Origin of the sequence: Streptomyces sp. NBC_01283 (assembly GCF_041435335.1) — a bacterium.
GTDB lineage: Bacteria > Actinomycetota > Actinomycetes > Streptomycetales > Streptomycetaceae > Streptomyces.
In genome coordinates this window covers 6,933,847-6,951,561 of the sequence record NZ_CP108430.1, presented here as the reverse complement: position 1 = coordinate 6,951,561, position 17,715 = coordinate 6,933,847, and the positions used below count along the sequence as shown (strand labels likewise).

Below are 17,715 nucleotides of genomic sequence, written 5' to 3'. Positions count from 1 at the left end.
CGTCGAGCCCTCGGACCCTCAGACGTTGAACCCGAGCGCGCGAAGCTGCTCGCGGCCGTCGTCCGTGATCTTGTCCGGGCCCCACGGCGGCATCCAGACCCAGTTGATCCGGAGCTCGTTGACGATGCCGTCGGTGGCGGACTTCGCCTGGTCCTCGATGACGTCCGTCAGCGGGCAGGCCGCCGAGGTGAGCGTCATGTCGATCGTCGCGATGTTCGCGTCGTCGACGTGGATGCCGTAGATCAGGCCGAGGTTGACGACGTCGATGCCCAGCTCGGGGTCGACCACGTCGTACAGCGCCTCGCGGACCTCTTCTTCCGAGGCCGGCTTGGTCAGGGTCTCGTTCTCGCTCATGCGGTCTTCCTCTCAGCGACGTCGTCGGTACCGAGTGCCTGCGCCGTCGCGTCCTTCCACGCCATCCAGCTCAGCAGAGCACACTTCACACGCGCCGGGTACTTCGAGACCCCGGCGAACGCGACGGCGTCCTCCAGGACCTCCTCCATCGCGTCGTCCGGCTCCAGCTTGCCCTTGGACTGCATCAGCTCCAGGAAGACTTCCTGGACCTTCTGCGCCTCGGCGAGCTCCTTCCCGACCAGCAGGTCGTTCAGGACGGATGCGCTGGCCTGGCTGATGGAGCAGCCCTGGCCCTCGTACGACACGTCGGCGATCGTCGACCCGTCGTACTTCACGCGCAGCGTGATCTCGTCGCCGCACGTCGGGTTGACGTGGTGCACCTCGGCGTCGCCATCACGCAGACCGCGCCCGTGCGGGTGCTTGTAGTGGTCCAGGATGACTTCCTGGTACATCGAATCCAGCTTCACGTTCCCAGCCAGCCCCTCAGCCGAAGAAGTTCCGTACGTGCTCCAGGCCGTCGACGAGCGCGTCGATCTCGCCGGGCGTGGAGTACAGATAGAACGACGCTCGCGTGGTCGCAGGAATTCCGTAGCGGAGGCAGACGGGGCGGGCGCAGTGGTGACCCACGCGGACCGCGATGCCTTGCTCGTCCAGGACCTGGCCCACGTCGTGCGGGTGGATGTCGCCGAGCGTGAAGGAGATCGCGGCGCCGCGGTCCTCGGCCGATGCCGGGCCGATGATCCGGAGGTCGGGGACCTCCAGGAGGCGCTTGACCGCATACTCGGTGATCGCGTGCTCATGAGCGGCGATCTTGTCCATGCCGATCGCGGAGAGGTAGTCCACGGCCGCGCCCAGGCCGACGGCCTGGGAGACCGGGGGCGTACCCGCCTCGAACTTGTGCGGCGCGGGAGCGTACGTCGACGAGCTCATCGACACCGTCTCGATCATCTCGCCGCCGCCGAGGAACGGCGGCAGGTCCTCGAGAAGCTCCTGACGGCCCCAGAGGACGCCGATGCCCGTCGTGGCCAGCATCTTGTGGCCGGTGAAGGCCACGAAGTCGGCCTGCAGCGCCTGCACGTCCAGCGGCATGTGCGGGGCGGCCTGCGAGGCGTCGATGAGGACGAGCGCGCCGACCTCCTGCGCCCGGCGGACGATCGCCTCGACGGGGTTGTGCGTGCCGAGGATGTTCGAGACAAGGACGAAGGAGACGATCTTCGTCTTCTCCGTGATGATCTCGTTGATGTTGGACAGGTCGAGCCGGCCGTCGTCCGTGAGACCGAACCACTTCAGCTTCGCGCCCGTGCGCTGCGAGAGCAGCTGCCACGGCACGATGTTGGAGTGGTGCTCCATCTCCGTGATGACGATCTCGGTCTCGTGGTCCACGCGGTAGGGCTCGTCGGCCCAGCCCAGCATGTTGGCCACGAGGTTGAGCGACTCGGAGGCGTTCTTGGTGAAGATCACCTCGTCGCGGCTCGGCGCGTTGATGAACGCCGCGACCTTGTCACGGGCGCCCTCGTAGAGCGCCGTGGCCTCCTCCGCGAGGACGTGCACACCGCGGTGGACGTTGGCGTTGTGCTTCTCGTAGTACTCGTTGAGTACGTCGAGCACCTGGCGCGGCGTCTGGGACGTCGCCGCGTTGTCCAGGTAGACGAGCTTCTTGCCGTCGTGGATCGTGCGATCCAGGATCGGGAAGTCCTTGCGGAGCGCCTCGGTGTCGAGGAGGCCGGAGAGCCCCTGGTGGGCCACTGTCACGCGGATACGCCACCCTTCGTGTAGGCCTCGTAGCCCTCGGCCTCGAGCTTGTCGGCGAGCTCGGCGCCGCCGGACTCGGCGATGCGGCCGTTCGCGAAGACGTGCACGAAGTCGGGCTTGATGTAGCGCAGGATGCGCGTGTAGTGCGTGATCAGCAGCGTGCCGACCTCACCGGTCTCACGGACGCGGTTGACGCCGTCGGAGACCTGACGCAGGGCGTCGACGTCCAGGCCGGAGTCCGTCTCGTCGAGGATCGCGATCTTCGGCTTGAGGAGCTCCATCTGGAGGATCTCGTGGCGCTTCTTCTCACCGCCGGAGAAGCCCTCGTTCACGTTGCGCTCGGCGAAGGCCGGGTCCATCTGGAGCTGCTCCATCGCGGACTTGACCTCCTTCACCCAGGTGCGCAGCTTGGGGGCCTCGCCGCGGATCGCCGTCGCCGACGTACGCAGGAAGTTGGAGACCGAGACGCCGGGGACCTCGACCGGGTACTGCATGGCGAGGAAGAGGCCGGCGCGGGCGCGCTCGTCGACGGACATCTCGAGGACGTCCTCGCCGTCGAGGGTGACCGTGCCCTGGGTGATCGTGTACTTGGGGTGACCCGCGACGGAGTAGGCGAGCGTCGACTTGCCGGAGCCGTTCGGGCCCATGATGGCGTGCGTCTCGCCCTGCTTCACGGTGAGGTCGACGCCCTTGAGGATCTCCTTCGTGGCGTTGTCGGCCTCGACGGTGACGTGCAGGTCTCGGATTTCAAGCGTTGCCATGTGCCTCAGGACTCCTGGGTGAGGGAGACGAGCACATCGTCCCCTTCGATCTTTACGGGGTATACGGGGACGGGGCGCGTCGCGGGGAGGCCGGACGGCTTGCCGGTGCGGAGGTCGAAGGCGGAGCCGTGCAGCCAGCACTCGATCTGACAGTCCTCCACCTCGCCCTCGGAGAGGGAGACGTTCGCGTGCGAGCAGATGTCGTTGATCGCGAACACCTCGCCCTCGGTGTGGACGACCGAGACCGGCGTGCCGTCGAGTTCCACCCGCTTCGGGGTGTCCTCCGACAGCTCGCTCAGTCCACAGGCGCGTACGAATGTCATGCGGCCGACGCCTCCAGCTCCTCTTCGATCTTCGCGAGGAGGCGCTCTTCGATGTCGGGCAGGCCGATCTGCTGGATCAGCTCGGCGAAGAATCCGCGGACGACGAGGCGGCGTGCCTCGTCCTGCGGGATGCCGCGCGACTGGAGGTAGAAGAGCTGCTCGTCGTCGAAGCGGCCGGTCGCCGATGCGTGGCCCGCGCCGACGATCTCGCCGGTCTCGATCTCGAGGTTCGGCACGGAGTCGACGCGGGCGCCGTCGGTCAGAACCAGGTTGCGGTTCATCTCGTACGTGTCCGTGCCCTCGGCCGCGGCCTCGATGAGGACGTCGCCGATCCACACCGCGTGGGCGTCGTCGCCCTGGAGCGCGCCCTTGTAGACGACGTTCGACTTGCAGTGCGGCTGATTGTGGTCGACCAGGAGGCGGTGCTCCTGGTGCTGGCCCGCGTCGGTGACGTACAGACCGAAGAACTCGGCCTCGCCGCCGGTGCCCGCGTACTCGACGCGGGGGTGCAGGCGGACGACGTCGCCGCCGAAGGTCACGACGACCGACTTGAAGGAGGCGTCGCGGCCGACCAGCGCGTTGTGCTGGGCGACGTGGACGGCCTTCTCGTCCCAGTCCTGGACGGAGACGACGGTCAGCTTGGCGCCGTCGCCCAGGAGGTAGTCGACGTTCGCGGCGAGCACGGCGTCACCGGTGTGGTCGATGACGACCAGGGCCTCGGCGAACGCGCCCACCTCGATGACCTGGTGCGCGAAGGCGGTGCCGCCCTCGCCGTGCACGGCGATCCGGATCGGCTCGGTCAGGACCGTCTCCTTGGGGACGGTCACCACCGATGCCTTCTCGAAGGAGCTGTAGGCCTGCGCGGCCACGCGGTCGACGGGCTTGCCCGCCTTGCCCACGCGCGCGTCGTCACGGCCGACGGTCTCCTGGGTCACGCCCGCCGGAGCCGTCACCTCGACGCGGATGCCGCCGGTGGCGACCGCCGTGCCGTCGTGCAGCCCGCGCAGGCGCTCCAGCGGGGTGAACCGCCACTCCTCCTCGCGGCCGTGGGGGACGGGGAAGTCCGCCACGTCGAAGGACGGGGGCGCGCTCATGCGGGTGGCGACGGTGGACTCGGCGGCCACCGCGATGGACCCGGCGGTGGTGGACCCCACCGGAATGTTCTGAGCCTCAGCCATGGCTGTCGTCGTGCTCTCTCTCTGCGTAAGAAGTCAGTCGCTGCTGCGGGGGTCGCGGCCGGTCTTAACCGACCGAACCCTCCATCTGCAGCTCGATCAGCCGGTTCAGCTCCAGGGCGTACTCCATGGGCAGCTCCTTGGCGATCGGCTCCACGAAGCCGCGCACGATCATCGCCATGGCCTCGAACTCCGTCATGCCGCGGCTCATCAGGTAGAAGAGCTGGTCGTCGGAGACCTTGGAGACGGTCGCCTCGTGACCCATGGACACGTCGTCCTCGCGGACGTCCACGTAGGGGTACGTGTCCGAGCGGGAGATCGTGTCGACGAGCAGTGCGTCACAGAGCACGTTCGACTTCGATCCGGCCGCGCCCTCGCCGATCTCGACGAGACCGCGGTAGGAGGTGCGGCCACCGCCACGCGCCACGGACTTCGAGACGATGTTCGAGGACGTGTTGGGCGCCATGTGGACCATCTTGGAGCCGGCGTCCTGGTGCTGGCCCTCGCCCGCGAAGGCGATGGACAGCGTCTCGCCCTTGGCGTGCTCGCCCATGAGGTAGACGGCGGGGTACTTCATCGTCACCTTGGAGCCGATGTTGCCGTCGATCCACTCCATGGTCGCGCCCTCGTACGCCACGGCGCGCTTGGTGACCAGGTTGTAGACGTTGTTCGACCAGTTCTGGATCGTCGTGTAGCGGCAGCGGCCGCCCTTCTTCACGATGATCTCGACCACGGCGGAGTGCAGCGAGTCCGACTTGTAGATCGGCGCGGTGCAGCCCTCGACGTAGTGAACGTAGGCGTCCTCGTCGACGATGATCAGGGTCCGCTCGAACTGACCCATGTTCTCCGTGTTGATGCGGAAGTAGGCCTGGAGCGGGATCTCGACGTGCACGCCCTTGGGGACGTAGATGAACGAGCCGCCGGACCACACGGCGGTGTTCAGCGACGCGAACTTGTTGTCACCGACCGGGATGACCGTGCCGAAGTACTCCTTGAAGAGCTCCGGGTGCTCCTTCAGGGCCGTGTCGGTGTCCATGAAGATGACGCCCTGCTCCTCCAGGTCCTCACGGATCTGGTGGTACACGACCTCGGACTCGTACTGGGCCGCGACACCGGCGACGAGGCGCTGCTTCTCCGCCTCGGGGATGCCGAGCTTGTCGTACGTGCTCTTGATGTCCTCGGGCAGGTCCTCCCAGGACTGTGCCTGCTTCTCCGTGGACCGCACGAAGTACTTGATGTTGTCGAAGTCGATGCCCGACAGGTCCGAGCCCCAGTTGGGCATGGGCTTCTTGCCGAAGAGCCGCAGGCCCTTGAGGCGCAGCTTCGTCATCCACTCGGGCTCGGACTTCTTGGCCGAGATGTCCTTGACGACGTCTTCATTGATGCCGCGCTTGGCGGACGCGCCGGCCACGTCGGAGTCGGCCCAGCCGTATTCGTACGTGCCCAGACCCTCGAGTTCGGGGTGGGCAGTCTCCGTGGGGAGCGTCATGCGGGGTTCCTCCCGGCCGTGCTTGCGGATGCTTTATCGGTGGTCTGTGAAGACTGTGGGGTGTTGCGGGGAATGAACGTCGTGCAGACGCCGTCGCCGTGGGCGATGGTGGCGAGCCGCTGGACGTGCGTCCCCAGGAGGGCGGAGAAGATCTCCGTCTCCGCCTCGCAAAGTTGTGGGTACTGCTCGGCGACGTGGGCGACCGGGCAGTGGTGCTGGCACAGCTGCTCACCCACCGGCGCGCTGCGAGCCGTAGCAGCGTACCCGTCGGCGGTCAACGCTTTCGCGAGAGCCTCCGTGCGCTGCTCGGGGGGCGCCGCGTCGATGGCTTTTCGGTAGGCCACGGCCTGGGCGGCGATCCGCTCGCGGGCGAATTCGACGACCGCTCCTTCGCCGTGCCGCTCGCTGATCCAGCGCAGGGCGTCGGCGGCGAGCTTGTCGTACGACTGGTCGAAGGCGTCCCGGCCGCAGTCGGTGAGCGCGAAGACCTTGGCGGGGCGGCCACGGGTACGTGCTCCGTAGACGCGCTGCTCACGGGGCTCGACGACGTCCTCATGGGCGAGCGTGTCGAGGTGGCGGCGGACGGCGGCCTGGGTCAGGCCCAGGCGGCCCGCGAGGTCGGCCACCGTGGAGGGGCCGTGGTCCAGGATGGAGCGCGCGACCCGGTTGCGCGTAGACCGCTCCCCGGTCGCGAGTTCCTCCTGCGGAGCCTCGCCAACGTTTTTCACAACGCCATTGTTGCGTAATTCCTCAGAGCCTGACAACCCGCGTCCGGATCACGGTCCGGTGCGCTGCATCACTTAGGCATACCTAAGCTGACCTGCGGGAATGATCACTGATCGATCAAATCGGTGGCGCCGGACGGCAGCGGCGAGGAGACTCCCTGACCATGGCGACACCCCCTCCGACCGGCCCTTTGTGTACGCGAGCGTCCCTCTCGGCGGACCTCGGCGAGCTCGGCGTGAGCCCCGGCGAGACCCTCCTCGTGCACTCCTCGCTGAGCGCGCTCGGCTGGGTCAGCGGCGGCCCGGTGGCCGTGGTCCAGGCACTCCTCGACACGCTGGGCCAAAAGGGCACCCTCGTGGTCCCCACGCAATCCAGCGACAACTCCGACCCCACCGAGTGGCAGGCCCCGCCCGTCCCCCAGGCCTGGTGGCCCGAGATCCGCGCGTCCATCCCCGCCTACGACCCGCGCACCGCCCCCACCCGAGGCGTCGGCGTGATCCCCGAGACCGTACGGACCTGGCCCGGCGCCCTGCGCAGCGCGCACCCCCAGACCTCCTTCGCCGCGGTCGGCCCCCGCGCGCAGGCGCTCCTGGCGGGGCACGCGCTGGACTGCCGCCTCGGTGAGCGAAGCCCGCTGGCCCGCCTGGAGGAGTCGGGCGCCCGCGTCCTGCTGCTCGGCGCGGGCTTCGCCTCCTGCACCTCCTTCCACCTGGCCGAGTACCGGCTCCCCGCCCCTGAGGTGTCGAACTCCTTCGCGGTGATGACCCCGCAGGGCCGCCGCTGGACGACCGTGCGCGAGACCTCCATCTCCGAGGAGCGCTTCGACGAACTCGGCTCGGACTTCGAGCGGGACCGCCCCGTGGTGCGCGGCACGGTGGGCGCGGCGACGGCCCGCCTCTTCCCGGTGGCGGACGCGGTCGCGTACGCGGAGCGGTGGCTCGGCACCCACCGCTCGCGTGCCGAGTGGGCGGGGTAGCGGCGCCGGGGTAGCAGCCCCCTGCCCGCGACCCCCCGGCCGCTCTCTAGACTTCCCGGCATGGGAATTGAGTCCGTCGTCCAGGTCACCGGCCTGGTCAAGCGGTACGGCAAGAAGACCGCGGTGGACGGCCTCGACCTGCGGGTCCGCGCGGGCGCCGTCACTGCGGTCCTCGGGCCGAACGGCGCAGGGAAGACCACCACGATCGAGACCTGCGAGGGCTATCGCAGGCCGGACGCGGGTACGGTGCGCGTCCTCGGGCTCGACCCCGTCCGCGAGGCCGGCGCCCTGCGCCCCCGCATCGGCGTGATGCTCCAGTCCGGCGGCGTCTACTCCGGCGCCCGCGCCGACGAGATGCTGCGCCACATGGCGAAGCTGCACGCGCACCCCCTGGACGTCGACGCCCTGATCGAGCGCCTGGGCCTGGACAGCTGCGGCCGCACCACCTACCGGCGCCTGTCCGGCGGCCAGCAGCAGCGCCTCGCGCTCGCGATGGCCGTGGTCGGACGGCCCGAACTGGTCTTCCTGGACGAGCCGACCGCGGGCCTGGACCCGCAGGCACGCCGGGCCACCTGGGATCTCGTACGCGATCTGCGCACCGACGGCGTCAGTGTCATCCTCACCACGCACCACATGGACGAGGCCGAGCAGCTGTCCGACGAGGTCGCGATCATCGACGCGGGCAAGGTCATCGCCGAGGGCTCCCCTGAGGAGCTGTGCCGCGGCGGCGCCGAGAACACCCTGCGCTTCTCCGGGCGCCCAGGACTCGACGTCGGCTCCCTCCTCAAGGCACTTCCACCGGACTCCGCGGCGGCCGAACTCACGCCGGGCGCCTACCGCGTGAGCGGCACGGTCGACCCGCAGATGCTCGCCACGGTCACCTCCTGGTGCGCCCAGCACGGCGTGATGCCGGAGAAGATCGCCGTCGAACGCCACACTCTGGAAGACGTCTTCCTGGAGCTCACAGGCAAGGAGCTGCGCGGATGAGCGCCGCCGGTACGTACACCCCGAAGCCGGGCGCCGCCCCGCTCCCCCGCATGATCGCGGCGCAGGCGGCCCTGGAGACGAAGATGCTGCTGCGCAACGGCGAGCAGCTCCTCCTCACGGTGGTGATCCCGACCCTTCTGCTCGTGCTGTTCAGCGCCGTCGACATCGTCGACACGGGCGACGGCAAAGCCGTGGACTTCCTCGCGCCCGGCGTCCTCGCGCTCGCCGTGATGTCGACGGCGTTCACCGGCCAGGCCATCGCCACGGGCTTCGAGCGCCGCTACGGCGTGCTCAAGCGGCTCGGAGCCTCGCCGCTGCCCCGCTGGGCCCTGATGGCGGCGAAGACCCTGTCGGTCCTGGTCACCGAGGTCCTGCAGATCGTCCTGCTCACGGTGATCGCCTTCGCCCTGGGCTGGTCGCCGCAGGGCAACCCCTTCGCCGTACTGCTCCTCCTGGTCCTCGGCACCGCGGCCTTCTCCGGGCTCGGCCTGCTGATGGCGGGCACCCTCAAGGCGGAGGCGACGCTCGCCGCCGCGAACCTGGTCTTCCTGCTCCTGCTGGTCGGCGGCGGGGTCATCGTGCCCCTGGACAAGTTCCCCGACGCGGCCCAGTCGGTGCTCGGCCTGCTGCCCATCTCGGCGCTCTCCGACGGCCTGCGGGACGTACTCCAGGACGGCGCGGGGATGCCGTGGGGGAACCTCGGGATCCTGGCGGTCTGGGCGGTGTTGGGGCTGGGGGCCGCGGGGAAGTTCTTTCGCTGGGAGTGACCTGACGGGGAGTGATCCGGCCACGGAACGGGCAGTCCCGTTCCGTGGCCGATACCCCGGAATTACCCGGCTCACGGCGTGTGCGGGCCCTGCAGCCGCTGCTGCACGACGTGATGATCTGCGTCGCGGCGCCCGCGTTCGCCGCGTCGCCCCGTGACGGACAGCTCCGCGGCGCCAGCGCCGACGGCTTCTACGACCACGACCGCCGCCTCCTGCACACCCTGTGTCTGCTGATCGACGGCCGGGAGCCGGAGCCCATCGGTGTGCGGGCGCTCGGCCCCGACCGGGTCCGCTTCACCTCGGTGCACCGCTATCCCAGCGACCGCACGGACGATCCGACGCTGATCGTCGAGCGCGTCCGCACCGCGGGCGACGGCGAGACCGTCAGTCTGCGCAATGTCGGCACCGTCACCCGCAGCCTGCACCTCCAGCTGTCCTTCGCCACCGACCTCGCCGACATCGCCGACGTCAAGCAGGGGCTCACCGGACGGGCGCTCCCACCGTCCGTCGAAGATGCCGATGACGACGGAGGGCCGGCGCTGACCTGGCGCTCCGCCACCGGCCTCGCCCGTGTCCACGCCGCCGAGTACGCCGCGGAGCCGGTGGTCGCCGAGGGCTCCCACGGCGGCACCTTCACCTGGTCCCGCGTCACCCTGCGCCCCGGATGCTCCTGGCGGATCCGGCTCGCGGTGACGGGATGCGCGGTCCCTGCCCCGCCGGGCCACCCCATCGCGGCCTCACCTCGCGTTCCCTGGTCGGAACCCTTGATCCGCGGCGACCGGCGACTGATCGGCCTGGTCCGCAGGGGCCTGGCCGATCTGCGGGCGCTTCGCCTCGCAGACGGCTCACGGAGCGAGGACGGCCAACGGGGCTCCGCCGACGACCAGTTCATCGCCGCAGGATGTCCCTGGTACCTGACGCTCTTCGGCCGGGACTCCATCTGGTCGGCCCGCATGCTGTTGCCTCTCGGGACCGAGCTGGCCCGCGGCACCCTCTGGACGCTCGCCCGCCGCCAGGGCACGGTCCATCACAAAGCCCGTGAGGAGGCACCGGGCAGGATTCTGCACGAGCTGCGCCCCACGGCGTCCCGGCACGGCCACGGCCTGCGGCTCCCCTCCCGCTACTACGGCTCCGTCGACGCCACGCCGCTCTTCGTCTCGCTGCTCGTCGACGCCTGGCGCTGGGGCCTGCCCGACGCGGATGTCGATGCCCTCCTGCCGTACGCGGAGCGCGCGATGCAGTGGATCGTCGCCACCAGCGACGCCGACGAGGATGGGCTGCTCCGCTATTTCCCGAGCCCCGGCGGCCTCGTCCACCAGTCCTGGAAGGACTCGGCCGACGCGGTGCGCGACGCGGCGGGACGCCGTATCGAACCGCCGCTCGCCCTGTGCGAGGTACAGGGATACGCCTATGAGGCGGCGACAGGGCTGGCCGACCTGCTCGTGTCCCGCAAGGAGACCCAGCAGGCGCAGACGCTGCGCGACTGGGCCCGCGGGCTCCGTGCCCGCTTCACCGACGCCTTCTGGATCGACACCGCCGACGGACCAGCTCTTCGCTACGTGGCGATCGCGGTCGGCCGCGACCTCGCCCCGGTCAGCGGACCCGCCTCCAACATGGGGCAATTGCTCTCGACGGGGATTCTCGACAGAGACGGCTGTGCCGACGTCGCCGCCTGGCTGGCCTCGCCCGAACTCAACTCCGGTTGGGGGCTGCGCAGCCGCTCCGCCGCCGTCCCCGGGTTCAATCCGCTGAGCTACCACGGTGGTTCGGTGTGGACCCACGACACGGCGATCGCCGTGCAGGGCCTGTGTGCAACCGGCCGCCACACCGAGGCGGCCGCACTGGCCGACGGGCTGCTCGAGGCAGCCGTCCACTTCTCGTACCGGATGCCCGAGCTGTACGGCGGCGACGCGCGCACCGACACCTCCCCCGCCCCGCTCGCCTACCCAGCCGCCTGCCGCCCGCAGGGCTGGTCCGCGGCGTCCGGTGTGGCCGTCCTCGCCGCCCTGCTCGGCCTGCGTCCGGACACCCCCCGCCGCACGCTCCGGCTGCGCCCCCTTGCCCCGTCGCTGCTCGGTGCGCTCTCGGCGTCGGGGCTGCGGCTCGCGGGGGCGGATCTGTCAGTGCGGGTCGACGTCTCGGGGCGCACCACGGTGACGGGGCTACCGGACGGCTGGGGCCTTGACGTCGAAGGCGTCGACGTCGGCTGAGACGTCGGCGGACCCGGCGAGCAACGCACGGTATCTGTCCTGCATCCGCTCCAGATAGATCTCGCGCAGATCGAAGTGCTCCCTGACGTGGGCCCTCCCCCGCATCCCCATCAGTCGCCCCGACTCCCTGTTGTTCAGCAGCTCGGCGAGGCGCGCGGCGAGTTGCCTCTCGTCCCGATCGGGCACGAGATAACCGATCACTCCGTCGTTGTCGACGCTTTCGTCGAGTCCGCCGATTCGCGTCACCACCACGGGCCGCGCGGCGCACATCGCCTCCAGCGGTGCGAGTCCCATCGGTTCCTGGAAGAGGGAGGGGTAGACGACAACAGTGGACTTCGCGTAAAGCTCCGGCATTTGATCGACGCCGGCCTCCACGAATTCCACGTCGTCGACGAGTCCGCGCATGAGGATCTCTTTTTCTACCTTCTCCCTGAACCCGATCTTCTCCCCGTGGAAATCGACCACATGACGGGTGTCCGTCAGCACGAGCCTCGGCCGGAATTCACACATCCGCTGCTCGATGACCCGTTCGAGTGCGCGCACCGCGAGCAGCGCCCCTTTGTCCGGAATCAGCCGGGCGGGCAGCAGTACGGTGCCGGGCCCCGGCTCGACGTCGAGGGCAGGAACATGCGCGTAGGGCGCAGTGTCAATACCCAGATAGGTGCGTGTGGCGTCCACGCCGAGTACCTCGGCGCAGGCTGTCCGAAGGAACTCGGAGACCGCATAGTGCCCCTGCCACTCCGGCCACGCGAGCCCTGAGCGACGCCCCTCCGAATCCCTCCAGATGCTGTGGTACGTATGGCAGAGCACGAGCCCGAGCGGCTTGCGCACGGCCTCGAGCGCCTTGGCCGGCGCCTCGCTGAAATGGTGCAGGTTGTGGCCGTGCACCAGCCGAATGCCCCGCTTGCCCAGCACCTCGGCGAACCACGCGGTCAGCGCCCGCCGGTCGTCGGGGTCGGGGTCGATCCTGGCCAGGTCGAGCGCGGGGTGGGTGAGCACCTCCACGCCGGGTTGACCGGGCGACTCCGCGCCGGGCGTCCCGGTGAGGACAGTGACCCGGTTCCCCTGCTGCGCCAACAGCCGCGAATAGTCCCAGAGGTGGGATTCCACCCCGCCCACACTGGGTGGAAAGGACCAGTGGACCAAGGCGATGTGCATCCCGCCCCCCGGGAGTCGATCCTTTGTACTGGGGTCCACGCCGCCTCCGTGCTGTCGAATCCGCGAAGCGAGGATGCTGTCACATTCTGCTGCCGCGATACACGCCGAAGGGATGGTTTCCCCCGAGAATGGGAACGTACTGCGCACAGCGCGGGCGGGGCAGACAGGGGGAACTGATGTCCGTATCCATTTCTGGCGTATTTCTCGGTGCCCACAAACGGTTCGCCACTGCCCTCGAGAGGTTCGCCGTCGTCATCAGGCGGCTGGCCACCGGTACCACCGCGGTCTCCGCCGTGGCCATTGCCCTGATGGGGATTCTCAAGGAGAAGACAAGCGGCCCCCTCTTATGGGGATTCGTCGCCCTCATCGTGCTGGCCGTCCTGTCTCTCGTGCTCGTCGCCCGTCCGCCCACGCAGGACGGCACGCCGCCCCGGCACACCTACCCGCCGAACAACCTCCTTCCACTGTCGCGGTACTTCGTCGGGCGCAGGAAGGAGCTGGACCAGGTCGAGAGGACACTCCGTCCCGACAAGAACTCCGGGCACCGGCGTGTCTGTGTCATCCACGGCACCGGCGGCGTCGGCAAGTCCCAGCTCGCCACGGCATACGCGCTCGACAAGCTGGGTGAGCACAGCCTCACCCGGTGGCTCAACGCCACCAGCCTGGAACGGCTCCGGACCGACCTCATCGAACTCGCCAACGCGATCGGCATCGACCACGAGTCCAAGACCGTCGTCCTGAGCAGGCTGTGGAGCTGGCTGCGCGACCACCCGGGCTGGCTGCTGATCTACGACAACGTCCAGCTCGACGAATCCGGTTCGCACAGCGATGGACCCGTCGACCTGCAGCCCCAGCTCCAGCCCCTGCTGCCTCCCGAGGGCTTGGGCAAGGTCCTGATCACCACCCAGCTGCGCGAGGGCTGGAGCGGGCTCTGCCCCGACCCCGTCGAGCTCACCGTCTACGACGAGAGCGACGGCATGGCCTTCCTGCGGCGCAGGACCGACTCGGACGCCGACGAGCGCCTCATCCGGCTCGGCCGGCTGCTCGGCTGGCAGCCCCTCGCCCTGGAGACGGCCGGGGCTTACCTCGAGCAGGCCGAGGTCCGCATCGCGAGCGACGAGTACGAGGACTATCTGGAGCGGCTGACCGAGCGGACCGCCGACAGCGACGCGAAGACCTTCGAGCTGGCGATCGAGCGGATCGGCTCGCGGCAGCCTGCCGCCGAGGACCTCATGAGGCTGTGCGCCTTCCTGGCCTCCGAGGACGTCCCGCGCACGACGCTCTTCCGGTACCGCTCGGTCGTCCCCGACCGGCTGCGCCTGGTCATGGACGATCAGCTCGCGTTCACCCGGCTCGTGCTCCAGCTGGTCGAGCACTCGCTGATGACCCGCCAGGGCGACGGCCGGGTGGAGCCGGTGATCTACGGAATCCACCCGCGGGTGCAGATCTTCATCCGGTCCAGGCTCTCGGACCACGAGCGCCTGGAGTGGTCGCAGGCAGCGGTCCGGCTGATCGAGGCGGCCTTCCCGCCCGCCCCCGAGCAGCTCGACTCGCGCGTCGACTGCGAACGGCTGATGCCGCACGTGGAGGCGGTCACCGCCGAGACGGCCTGGGCGGACGACCGCGACGGCGATCTGGGCGCGGCACGCGACCCCGAGGCCCTTGTGCGGCTGCTGCACCGGGCCGGCAGCTATCAGAACCACCGCTGCGACTGGAAGAAGGCGCTGGCCTTCTTCACCCGGGAGACAGGGCTGCGGCAGCTCGGCACCGGCTCCGACCACGGCCTGGCGACGGCCCACCTCGCCGTCGCCCGTCAGCACTATCTGCTGGCCCACCTCGACGACGCGGAGGAGGCATGCCGCAAGGCGCTCGCCCTGTGCGACGCGTACAAGGACGACAACGCCTTCCAGCAGGTGCGAGCCCAGTGCTGCCGCCAGTTCGGCGGCATCCTGCGCGAGCGCAACCGCTTCCGAGAGGCGAGCGGCTACCTCGAAGGCGCCCTGCGGATCTACCAGAACCAGGGCTCAGGATGGGAGATCCTCGACTGGGCGGTCACGGAGCAGGAAGCCGGCATGATCCACCGCAACGCGGGCCGGCTCTCCACGGCGCTCGCCTGCTATGAGCGGGCCCGCAAACTCGTCCACAGCGGCGGCTCCACCGAGCTGCACGAGTACGTGGTGTTCCGCGCCATGCTGCGCCGCGACATGGGGATCGTCGCCCAGGACCGCGGCGACCTGGACACCGCCGAGTGCGAACTGTCGGCTGCTCACGCCGTCCTCAGCAAAGAGCGCGGCACGGAGGACTTCGAGACAGCGCAGGTCGCAAAGTTCCTCGCGGACGTGCTGCGCCGCCAGGGTCAGGACCGCCGGGCCCGCTGCCGGCACGCCCGCAACCCTGTTCGCAAGCGCCGACTGCACCGTGAGTCCCAGGCACGGCTCGCCAGGGCGCACGAACTGCTCACCCCGGTCCTCGCGCTGCTCGGCGAGCGGCGCGAGACGGAGGCCCACACCTACGCCGCCTGTCTCAACAAGCTCGGCTCGCTGCAGTACGCGCAGGGGCACATCCACAAGGCGCTCGGCACCCTCCGCGAGGCCGAGAAGATCTACGTCACCGCGTACGGCCCCGAGCACCACTACCGCGCCAAGACCCTCTCCCGGATCGGCCCGGTGCTGCGGGCCGCGGGCGACCGGGCGGGCGCGGAGCGGGAACTTCGCACGGCCGAGCGCATCTTCATCGCCGGCCTCGGTGAATGCCACCCCTCACTCGTCGCGGTGTACGAGTTCCTCGCGGACTGCACCCCGGACCCCGAGCGGGCCGCGGTGCTGCGGGCCGGCGCCGCCCGCATCCACCGATCGCTCTGGGCCAACTCGTCCCCCTCGTGAAGCCGTGCACAAGCGGCCCCCTACGATGGGACCGTGCCAAACGTGACCCGAGCCGACGCCGTCTCCGCCGTGCGCAATCCGCTCGCCTTCATCGCCGAACGCTGGACCCCGCAGCAGCGGACCGTGCAGCGCGCCGCCCTCATCTCGCTCGCGATGACGGTGTGCATCGTGGTCACCGGCGGCGCCGTCCGGCTGACCGGCTCGGGCCTCGGCTGCCCGACCTGGCCCAAGTGCACGGACGAGTCCCTGACGGCCACCCACGAGATGGGCTTCCACGGGTTCATCGAGTTCGGCAACCGCATGCTGACGTACGTGCTGTGCGCGGCCGTCGGCTGGGCGATCATCACGGCGCGCTCGCAGAAGCCGATGCGGCGCAGCCTGACCCGGCTCGGCTGGATCCAGTTCTGGCTGGTCATGGGCAACGCCGTGCTCGGCGGCATCGTGGTCCTCGTGGGCCTGAACCCGTGGACGGTCGCGGCGCACTTCCTGCTCTCCACCGCCCTGATCGCGGTCGCCGTCACGATGTGGCAGCGCACCCGCGAAGGTGACTCCGAGGCACGCCCGCTGGTCGGCAAGGCCGTGGCGCAGCTGGTGTGGTTCCTGGTCGCGGCGTCCGTGCTGCTCATCGCGGTCGGCACGGTCGTGACGGGCTCGGGGCCGCATGCCGGTGACTCCAGCGAGGTGCCGCGGATGGGCTTCGACTGGGAGACCGTCAGCAAGCTGCACGCCGTGCTCGCCTGGATCGTGGTGACGCTGACGTTCGCCCTGTGGTTCGTCCTCAAGGCCGTCGACGCCCCCAAGGGCCCGCTGCACCGCACCCGCGACCTGTTCCTGATCCTGCTCGCCCAGGGTGCGATCGGCTACGTCCAGTACTTCACGGACCTGCCCGAGGTCCTGGTCGGCCTGCACATGTTCGGCTCCTGCGTGGTCTGGATCGGCGTGATGCGCGTGCTGCTCTCGCTGCGCGAACGGCCGTACACCGTCGCCGACGTGCCCTCCCAGACCGGCGACTCGCGGCTTTCGACCGTCTGAGCCCTGCGGGTCAGTCGTCCTGCGACAGCCCGTACACGCGGCGGGCGTTGCCCGCCGCGATGAGCCCCGCCACCCGCTGCGCGTCCGGCAGCGACCAGGCCCCCTCCGCGACCCACCCGCCGAGCACGCGCCCCACCGCCTCCCCGAAGAGCCGTGCGCCCACCACGTGCAGTTCGGGAAGCCCGTGCGCGCCGCTGGAGAACAGCAGCTTGCCGAAGGGCGCGAGCTCCAGGATCTCCGCGAGCACGGCGGCCGCGCGGGCCCCCGTGCGCACCAGGGCGGGGCCCAGATCGGCGTACACGTGCGGGAAGAGGGCCGCGAGGTCCGCGGCGTTGCGGTGGTACGGGTAGCCGTGCAGCAGGACCAGATCGGTGCCGAGCCCCGCGGTCGCCCGCGCGAAACCGCCGAAGTATCCCTGCGGGTCGCCGGCCCCCGCGTGCAGCTGCAACGGACGCCCCGACGCGACGGCGATCCACAGCAGATGCCTGAGCAGCACGGGGTCCTGGAGCGCCCCGCCCACCTGCCGCCGGGCGAGCCAGCGGCCCGCCGCTCCCCGCACCTCGCCGGGTCCCGGCGGTTCGGGGGCCAGCGCGAGGCTGCGCCGGACGCCCGCGACCGAGGTGAAGGCGACGGCGTTCGCGGCGGCGGCGTGCACGGACTCGGCGAGATTGGCGAGGAACGAGTCGACGGTTCCCGAGGTGTCGGCCACCTGTTCGGCCAGTAATTCCAGGCGGACGATCTCGTGGGCCTCGGCGTCACCAGCGGACGCCATCTCGCCGGGGCCGGTCAGATCGCCGGGCAGCCCCGTGTCCACGAGATACGTCGTGATGCCGCTCCCCCGCAGCAGCCGCCGCCCCGCTTCGAGGACGCCCAGGTCGCGTCGGCGGGCGAGATAGCGGGCGGGCGGGCAGTGCGGTTCGAGGCCGAGCAGCGGCGGGCACCAGCGGCGTACGGCGAAGCCCGTCTGGGTGTCGAAGAAGGTGGTGCCGGGCGCGGGCGGGCCCTCGCCGCGGCCGAGGTGGGCCTCGAAGGTGCCGAGGCCCAGCTCCGTACGCAGCACTCCGTGGCAGTACTGGTCCACCAGGGACGGCGTTTCGATCATCCGGACTCCCTGTGGACGGAC

16 protein-coding genes are annotated in these 17,715 nt (G+C 70.0%); 6 read left to right on the top strand and 10 right to left on the bottom strand.

Annotation, left to right across the window (positions count from 1 at the left end; genetic code table 11):
* Positions 1-18: 18 nt before the first annotated feature.
* The 8 genes from OG302_RS31450 to OG302_RS31415 all read right to left on the bottom strand — a co-directional run bounded on the left by OG302_RS31450 (position 19) and on the right by OG302_RS31415 (position 6,582).
* Positions 19-354, bottom strand: a complete 336-nt coding sequence (locus OG302_RS31450; RefSeq protein WP_160504340.1) for a metal-sulfur cluster assembly factor — start codon at positions 352-354, stop codon at positions 19-21.
* Positions 351-821 carry a Fe-S cluster assembly sulfur transfer protein SufU gene (gene sufU / locus OG302_RS31445; RefSeq protein WP_160504341.1) on the bottom strand — a complete coding sequence of 157 codons (471 nt, stop codon included), beginning with the start codon at positions 819-821 and terminating at the stop codon, positions 351-353. Before sufU ends, OG302_RS31450 begins: the two co-directional genes overlap by 4 nt.
* Before the next feature lie 16 nt (positions 822-837).
* Positions 838-2,106 (bottom strand): cysteine desulfurase, encoded by a 1,269-nt coding sequence (locus OG302_RS31440; protein WP_371529851.1) that lies wholly within the window; start codon positions 2,104-2,106, stop codon positions 838-840.
* Entirely contained in the window at positions 2,103-2,867 is a 765-nt protein-coding gene (gene sufC / locus OG302_RS31435; RefSeq protein WP_371529850.1) for a Fe-S cluster assembly ATPase SufC, read from the bottom strand. The genes OG302_RS31440 and sufC overlap by 4 nt, the downstream gene beginning before the upstream one ends.
* Positions 2,868-2,872: 5 nt before the next feature.
* Entirely contained in the window at positions 2,873-3,190 is a 318-nt protein-coding gene (locus OG302_RS31430; RefSeq protein WP_190083272.1) for a bifunctional 3-phenylpropionate/cinnamic acid dioxygenase ferredoxin subunit, read from the bottom strand.
* Positions 3,187-4,368 carry a Fe-S cluster assembly protein SufD gene (gene sufD, locus OG302_RS31425; RefSeq protein WP_371529849.1) on the bottom strand — a complete coding sequence of 394 codons (1,182 nt, stop codon included), beginning with the start codon at positions 4,366-4,368 and terminating at the stop codon, positions 3,187-3,189. Before sufD ends, OG302_RS31430 begins: the two co-directional genes overlap by 4 nt.
* A gap of 64 nt (positions 4,369-4,432) precedes the next feature.
* Complete coding sequence (gene sufB / locus OG302_RS31420) at positions 4,433-5,854, bottom strand: Fe-S cluster assembly protein SufB (RefSeq protein ID WP_361826370.1); 1,422 nt, start codon at positions 5,852-5,854, stop codon at positions 4,433-4,435.
* Positions 5,851-6,582: a helix-turn-helix transcriptional regulator gene (locus OG302_RS31415; RefSeq protein ID WP_371529848.1), complete on the bottom strand. Its 732-nt coding sequence runs from the start codon at positions 6,580-6,582 to the stop codon at positions 5,851-5,853. Before OG302_RS31415 ends, sufB begins: the two co-directional genes overlap by 4 nt.
* Positions 6,583-6,743: 161 nt before the next feature.
* Here OG302_RS31415 and OG302_RS31410 point away from each other — a divergent pair, with 161 nt between their 5' ends.
* From OG302_RS31410 to OG302_RS31395, 4 genes are all read left to right on the top strand, one after another.
* Entirely contained in the window at positions 6,744-7,556 is an 813-nt protein-coding gene (locus OG302_RS31410; RefSeq protein ID WP_371529847.1) for an aminoglycoside N(3)-acetyltransferase, read from the top strand.
* Positions 7,557-7,616: 60 nt separating this feature from the next.
* Positions 7,617-8,543 carry an ABC transporter ATP-binding protein gene (locus OG302_RS31405; RefSeq protein WP_371529846.1) on the top strand — a complete coding sequence of 309 codons (927 nt, stop codon included), beginning with the start codon at positions 7,617-7,619 and terminating at the stop codon, positions 8,541-8,543.
* The gene (locus OG302_RS31400; RefSeq protein WP_371529845.1) at positions 8,540-9,310 is read left to right on the top strand and encodes an ABC transporter permease; all 771 of its coding nucleotides are present in this window, start codon (positions 8,540-8,542) and stop codon (positions 9,308-9,310) included. The genes OG302_RS31405 and OG302_RS31400 overlap by 4 nt, the downstream gene beginning before the upstream one ends.
* A gap of 80 nt (positions 9,311-9,390) precedes the next feature.
* Positions 9,391-11,520 (top strand): glycogen debranching N-terminal domain-containing protein, encoded by a 2,130-nt coding sequence (locus OG302_RS31395; protein ID WP_371529844.1) that lies wholly within the window; start codon positions 9,391-9,393, stop codon positions 11,518-11,520.
* On the opposite strand, the gene OG302_RS31390 is transcribed toward OG302_RS31395, so the two are convergent.
* Entirely contained in the window at positions 11,473-12,630 is a 1,158-nt protein-coding gene (locus OG302_RS31390; RefSeq protein WP_371529843.1) for a glycosyltransferase family 4 protein, read from the bottom strand. The genes OG302_RS31395 and OG302_RS31390 overlap by 48 nt on opposite strands.
* A 224-nt stretch (positions 12,631-12,854) precedes the next feature.
* On the opposite strand from OG302_RS31390, the gene OG302_RS31385 reads away from it, so the two are divergent.
* Positions 12,855-15,560 (top strand): hypothetical protein, encoded by a 2,706-nt coding sequence (locus OG302_RS31385; RefSeq protein ID WP_371529842.1) that lies wholly within the window; start codon positions 12,855-12,857, stop codon positions 15,558-15,560.
* Between the two features lie 42 nt (positions 15,561-15,602).
* On the top strand, positions 15,603-16,592 hold the full coding sequence (locus OG302_RS31380; RefSeq protein ID WP_361828420.1) for a COX15/CtaA family protein: 990 nt from the start codon (positions 15,603-15,605) through the stop codon (positions 16,590-16,592).
* 10 nt (positions 16,593-16,602) lie between these two features.
* On the opposite strand, the gene OG302_RS31375 is transcribed toward OG302_RS31380, so the two are convergent.
* Positions 16,603-17,694 (bottom strand): amidohydrolase family protein, encoded by a 1,092-nt coding sequence (locus OG302_RS31375; protein WP_371529841.1) that lies wholly within the window; start codon positions 17,692-17,694, stop codon positions 16,603-16,605.
* Positions 17,695-17,715 lie beyond the last annotated feature (21 nt).

What these genes read in the sequence shown, in the direction of transcription:
- OG302_RS31450 (WP_160504340.1), bottom strand. Translation starts at nt 354, where the DNA reads ATGAGCGAGAACGAGACCCTGACCAAGCCGGCCTCGGAAGAAGAGGTC.
- sufC (WP_371529850.1), bottom strand. Translation starts at nt 2,867, where the DNA reads ATGGCAACGCTTGAAATCCGAGACCTGCACGTCACCGTCGAGGCCGAC.
- OG302_RS31430 (WP_190083272.1), bottom strand. Translation starts at nt 3,190, where the DNA reads ATGACATTCGTACGCGCCTGTGGACTGAGCGAGCTGTCGGAGGACACC.
- sufD (WP_371529849.1), bottom strand. Translation starts at nt 4,368, where the DNA reads ATGGCTGAGGCTCAGAACATTCCGGTGGGGTCCACCACCGCCGGGTCC.
- sufB (WP_361826370.1), bottom strand. Translation starts at nt 5,854, where the DNA reads ATGACGCTCCCCACGGAGACTGCCCACCCCGAACTCGAGGGTCTGGGC.
- OG302_RS31410 (WP_371529847.1), top strand. Translation starts at nt 6,744, where the DNA reads ATGGCGACACCCCCTCCGACCGGCCCTTTGTGTACGCGAGCGTCCCTC.
- OG302_RS31405 (WP_371529846.1), top strand. Translation starts at nt 7,617, where the DNA reads ATGGGAATTGAGTCCGTCGTCCAGGTCACCGGCCTGGTCAAGCGGTAC.
- OG302_RS31400 (WP_371529845.1), top strand. Translation starts at nt 8,540, where the DNA reads ATGAGCGCCGCCGGTACGTACACCCCGAAGCCGGGCGCCGCCCCGCTC.
- OG302_RS31385 (WP_371529842.1), top strand. Translation starts at nt 12,855, where the DNA reads ATGTCCGTATCCATTTCTGGCGTATTTCTCGGTGCCCACAAACGGTTC.
- OG302_RS31375 (WP_371529841.1), bottom strand. Translation starts at nt 17,694, where the DNA reads ATGATCGAAACGCCGTCCCTGGTGGACCAGTACTGCCACGGAGTGCTG.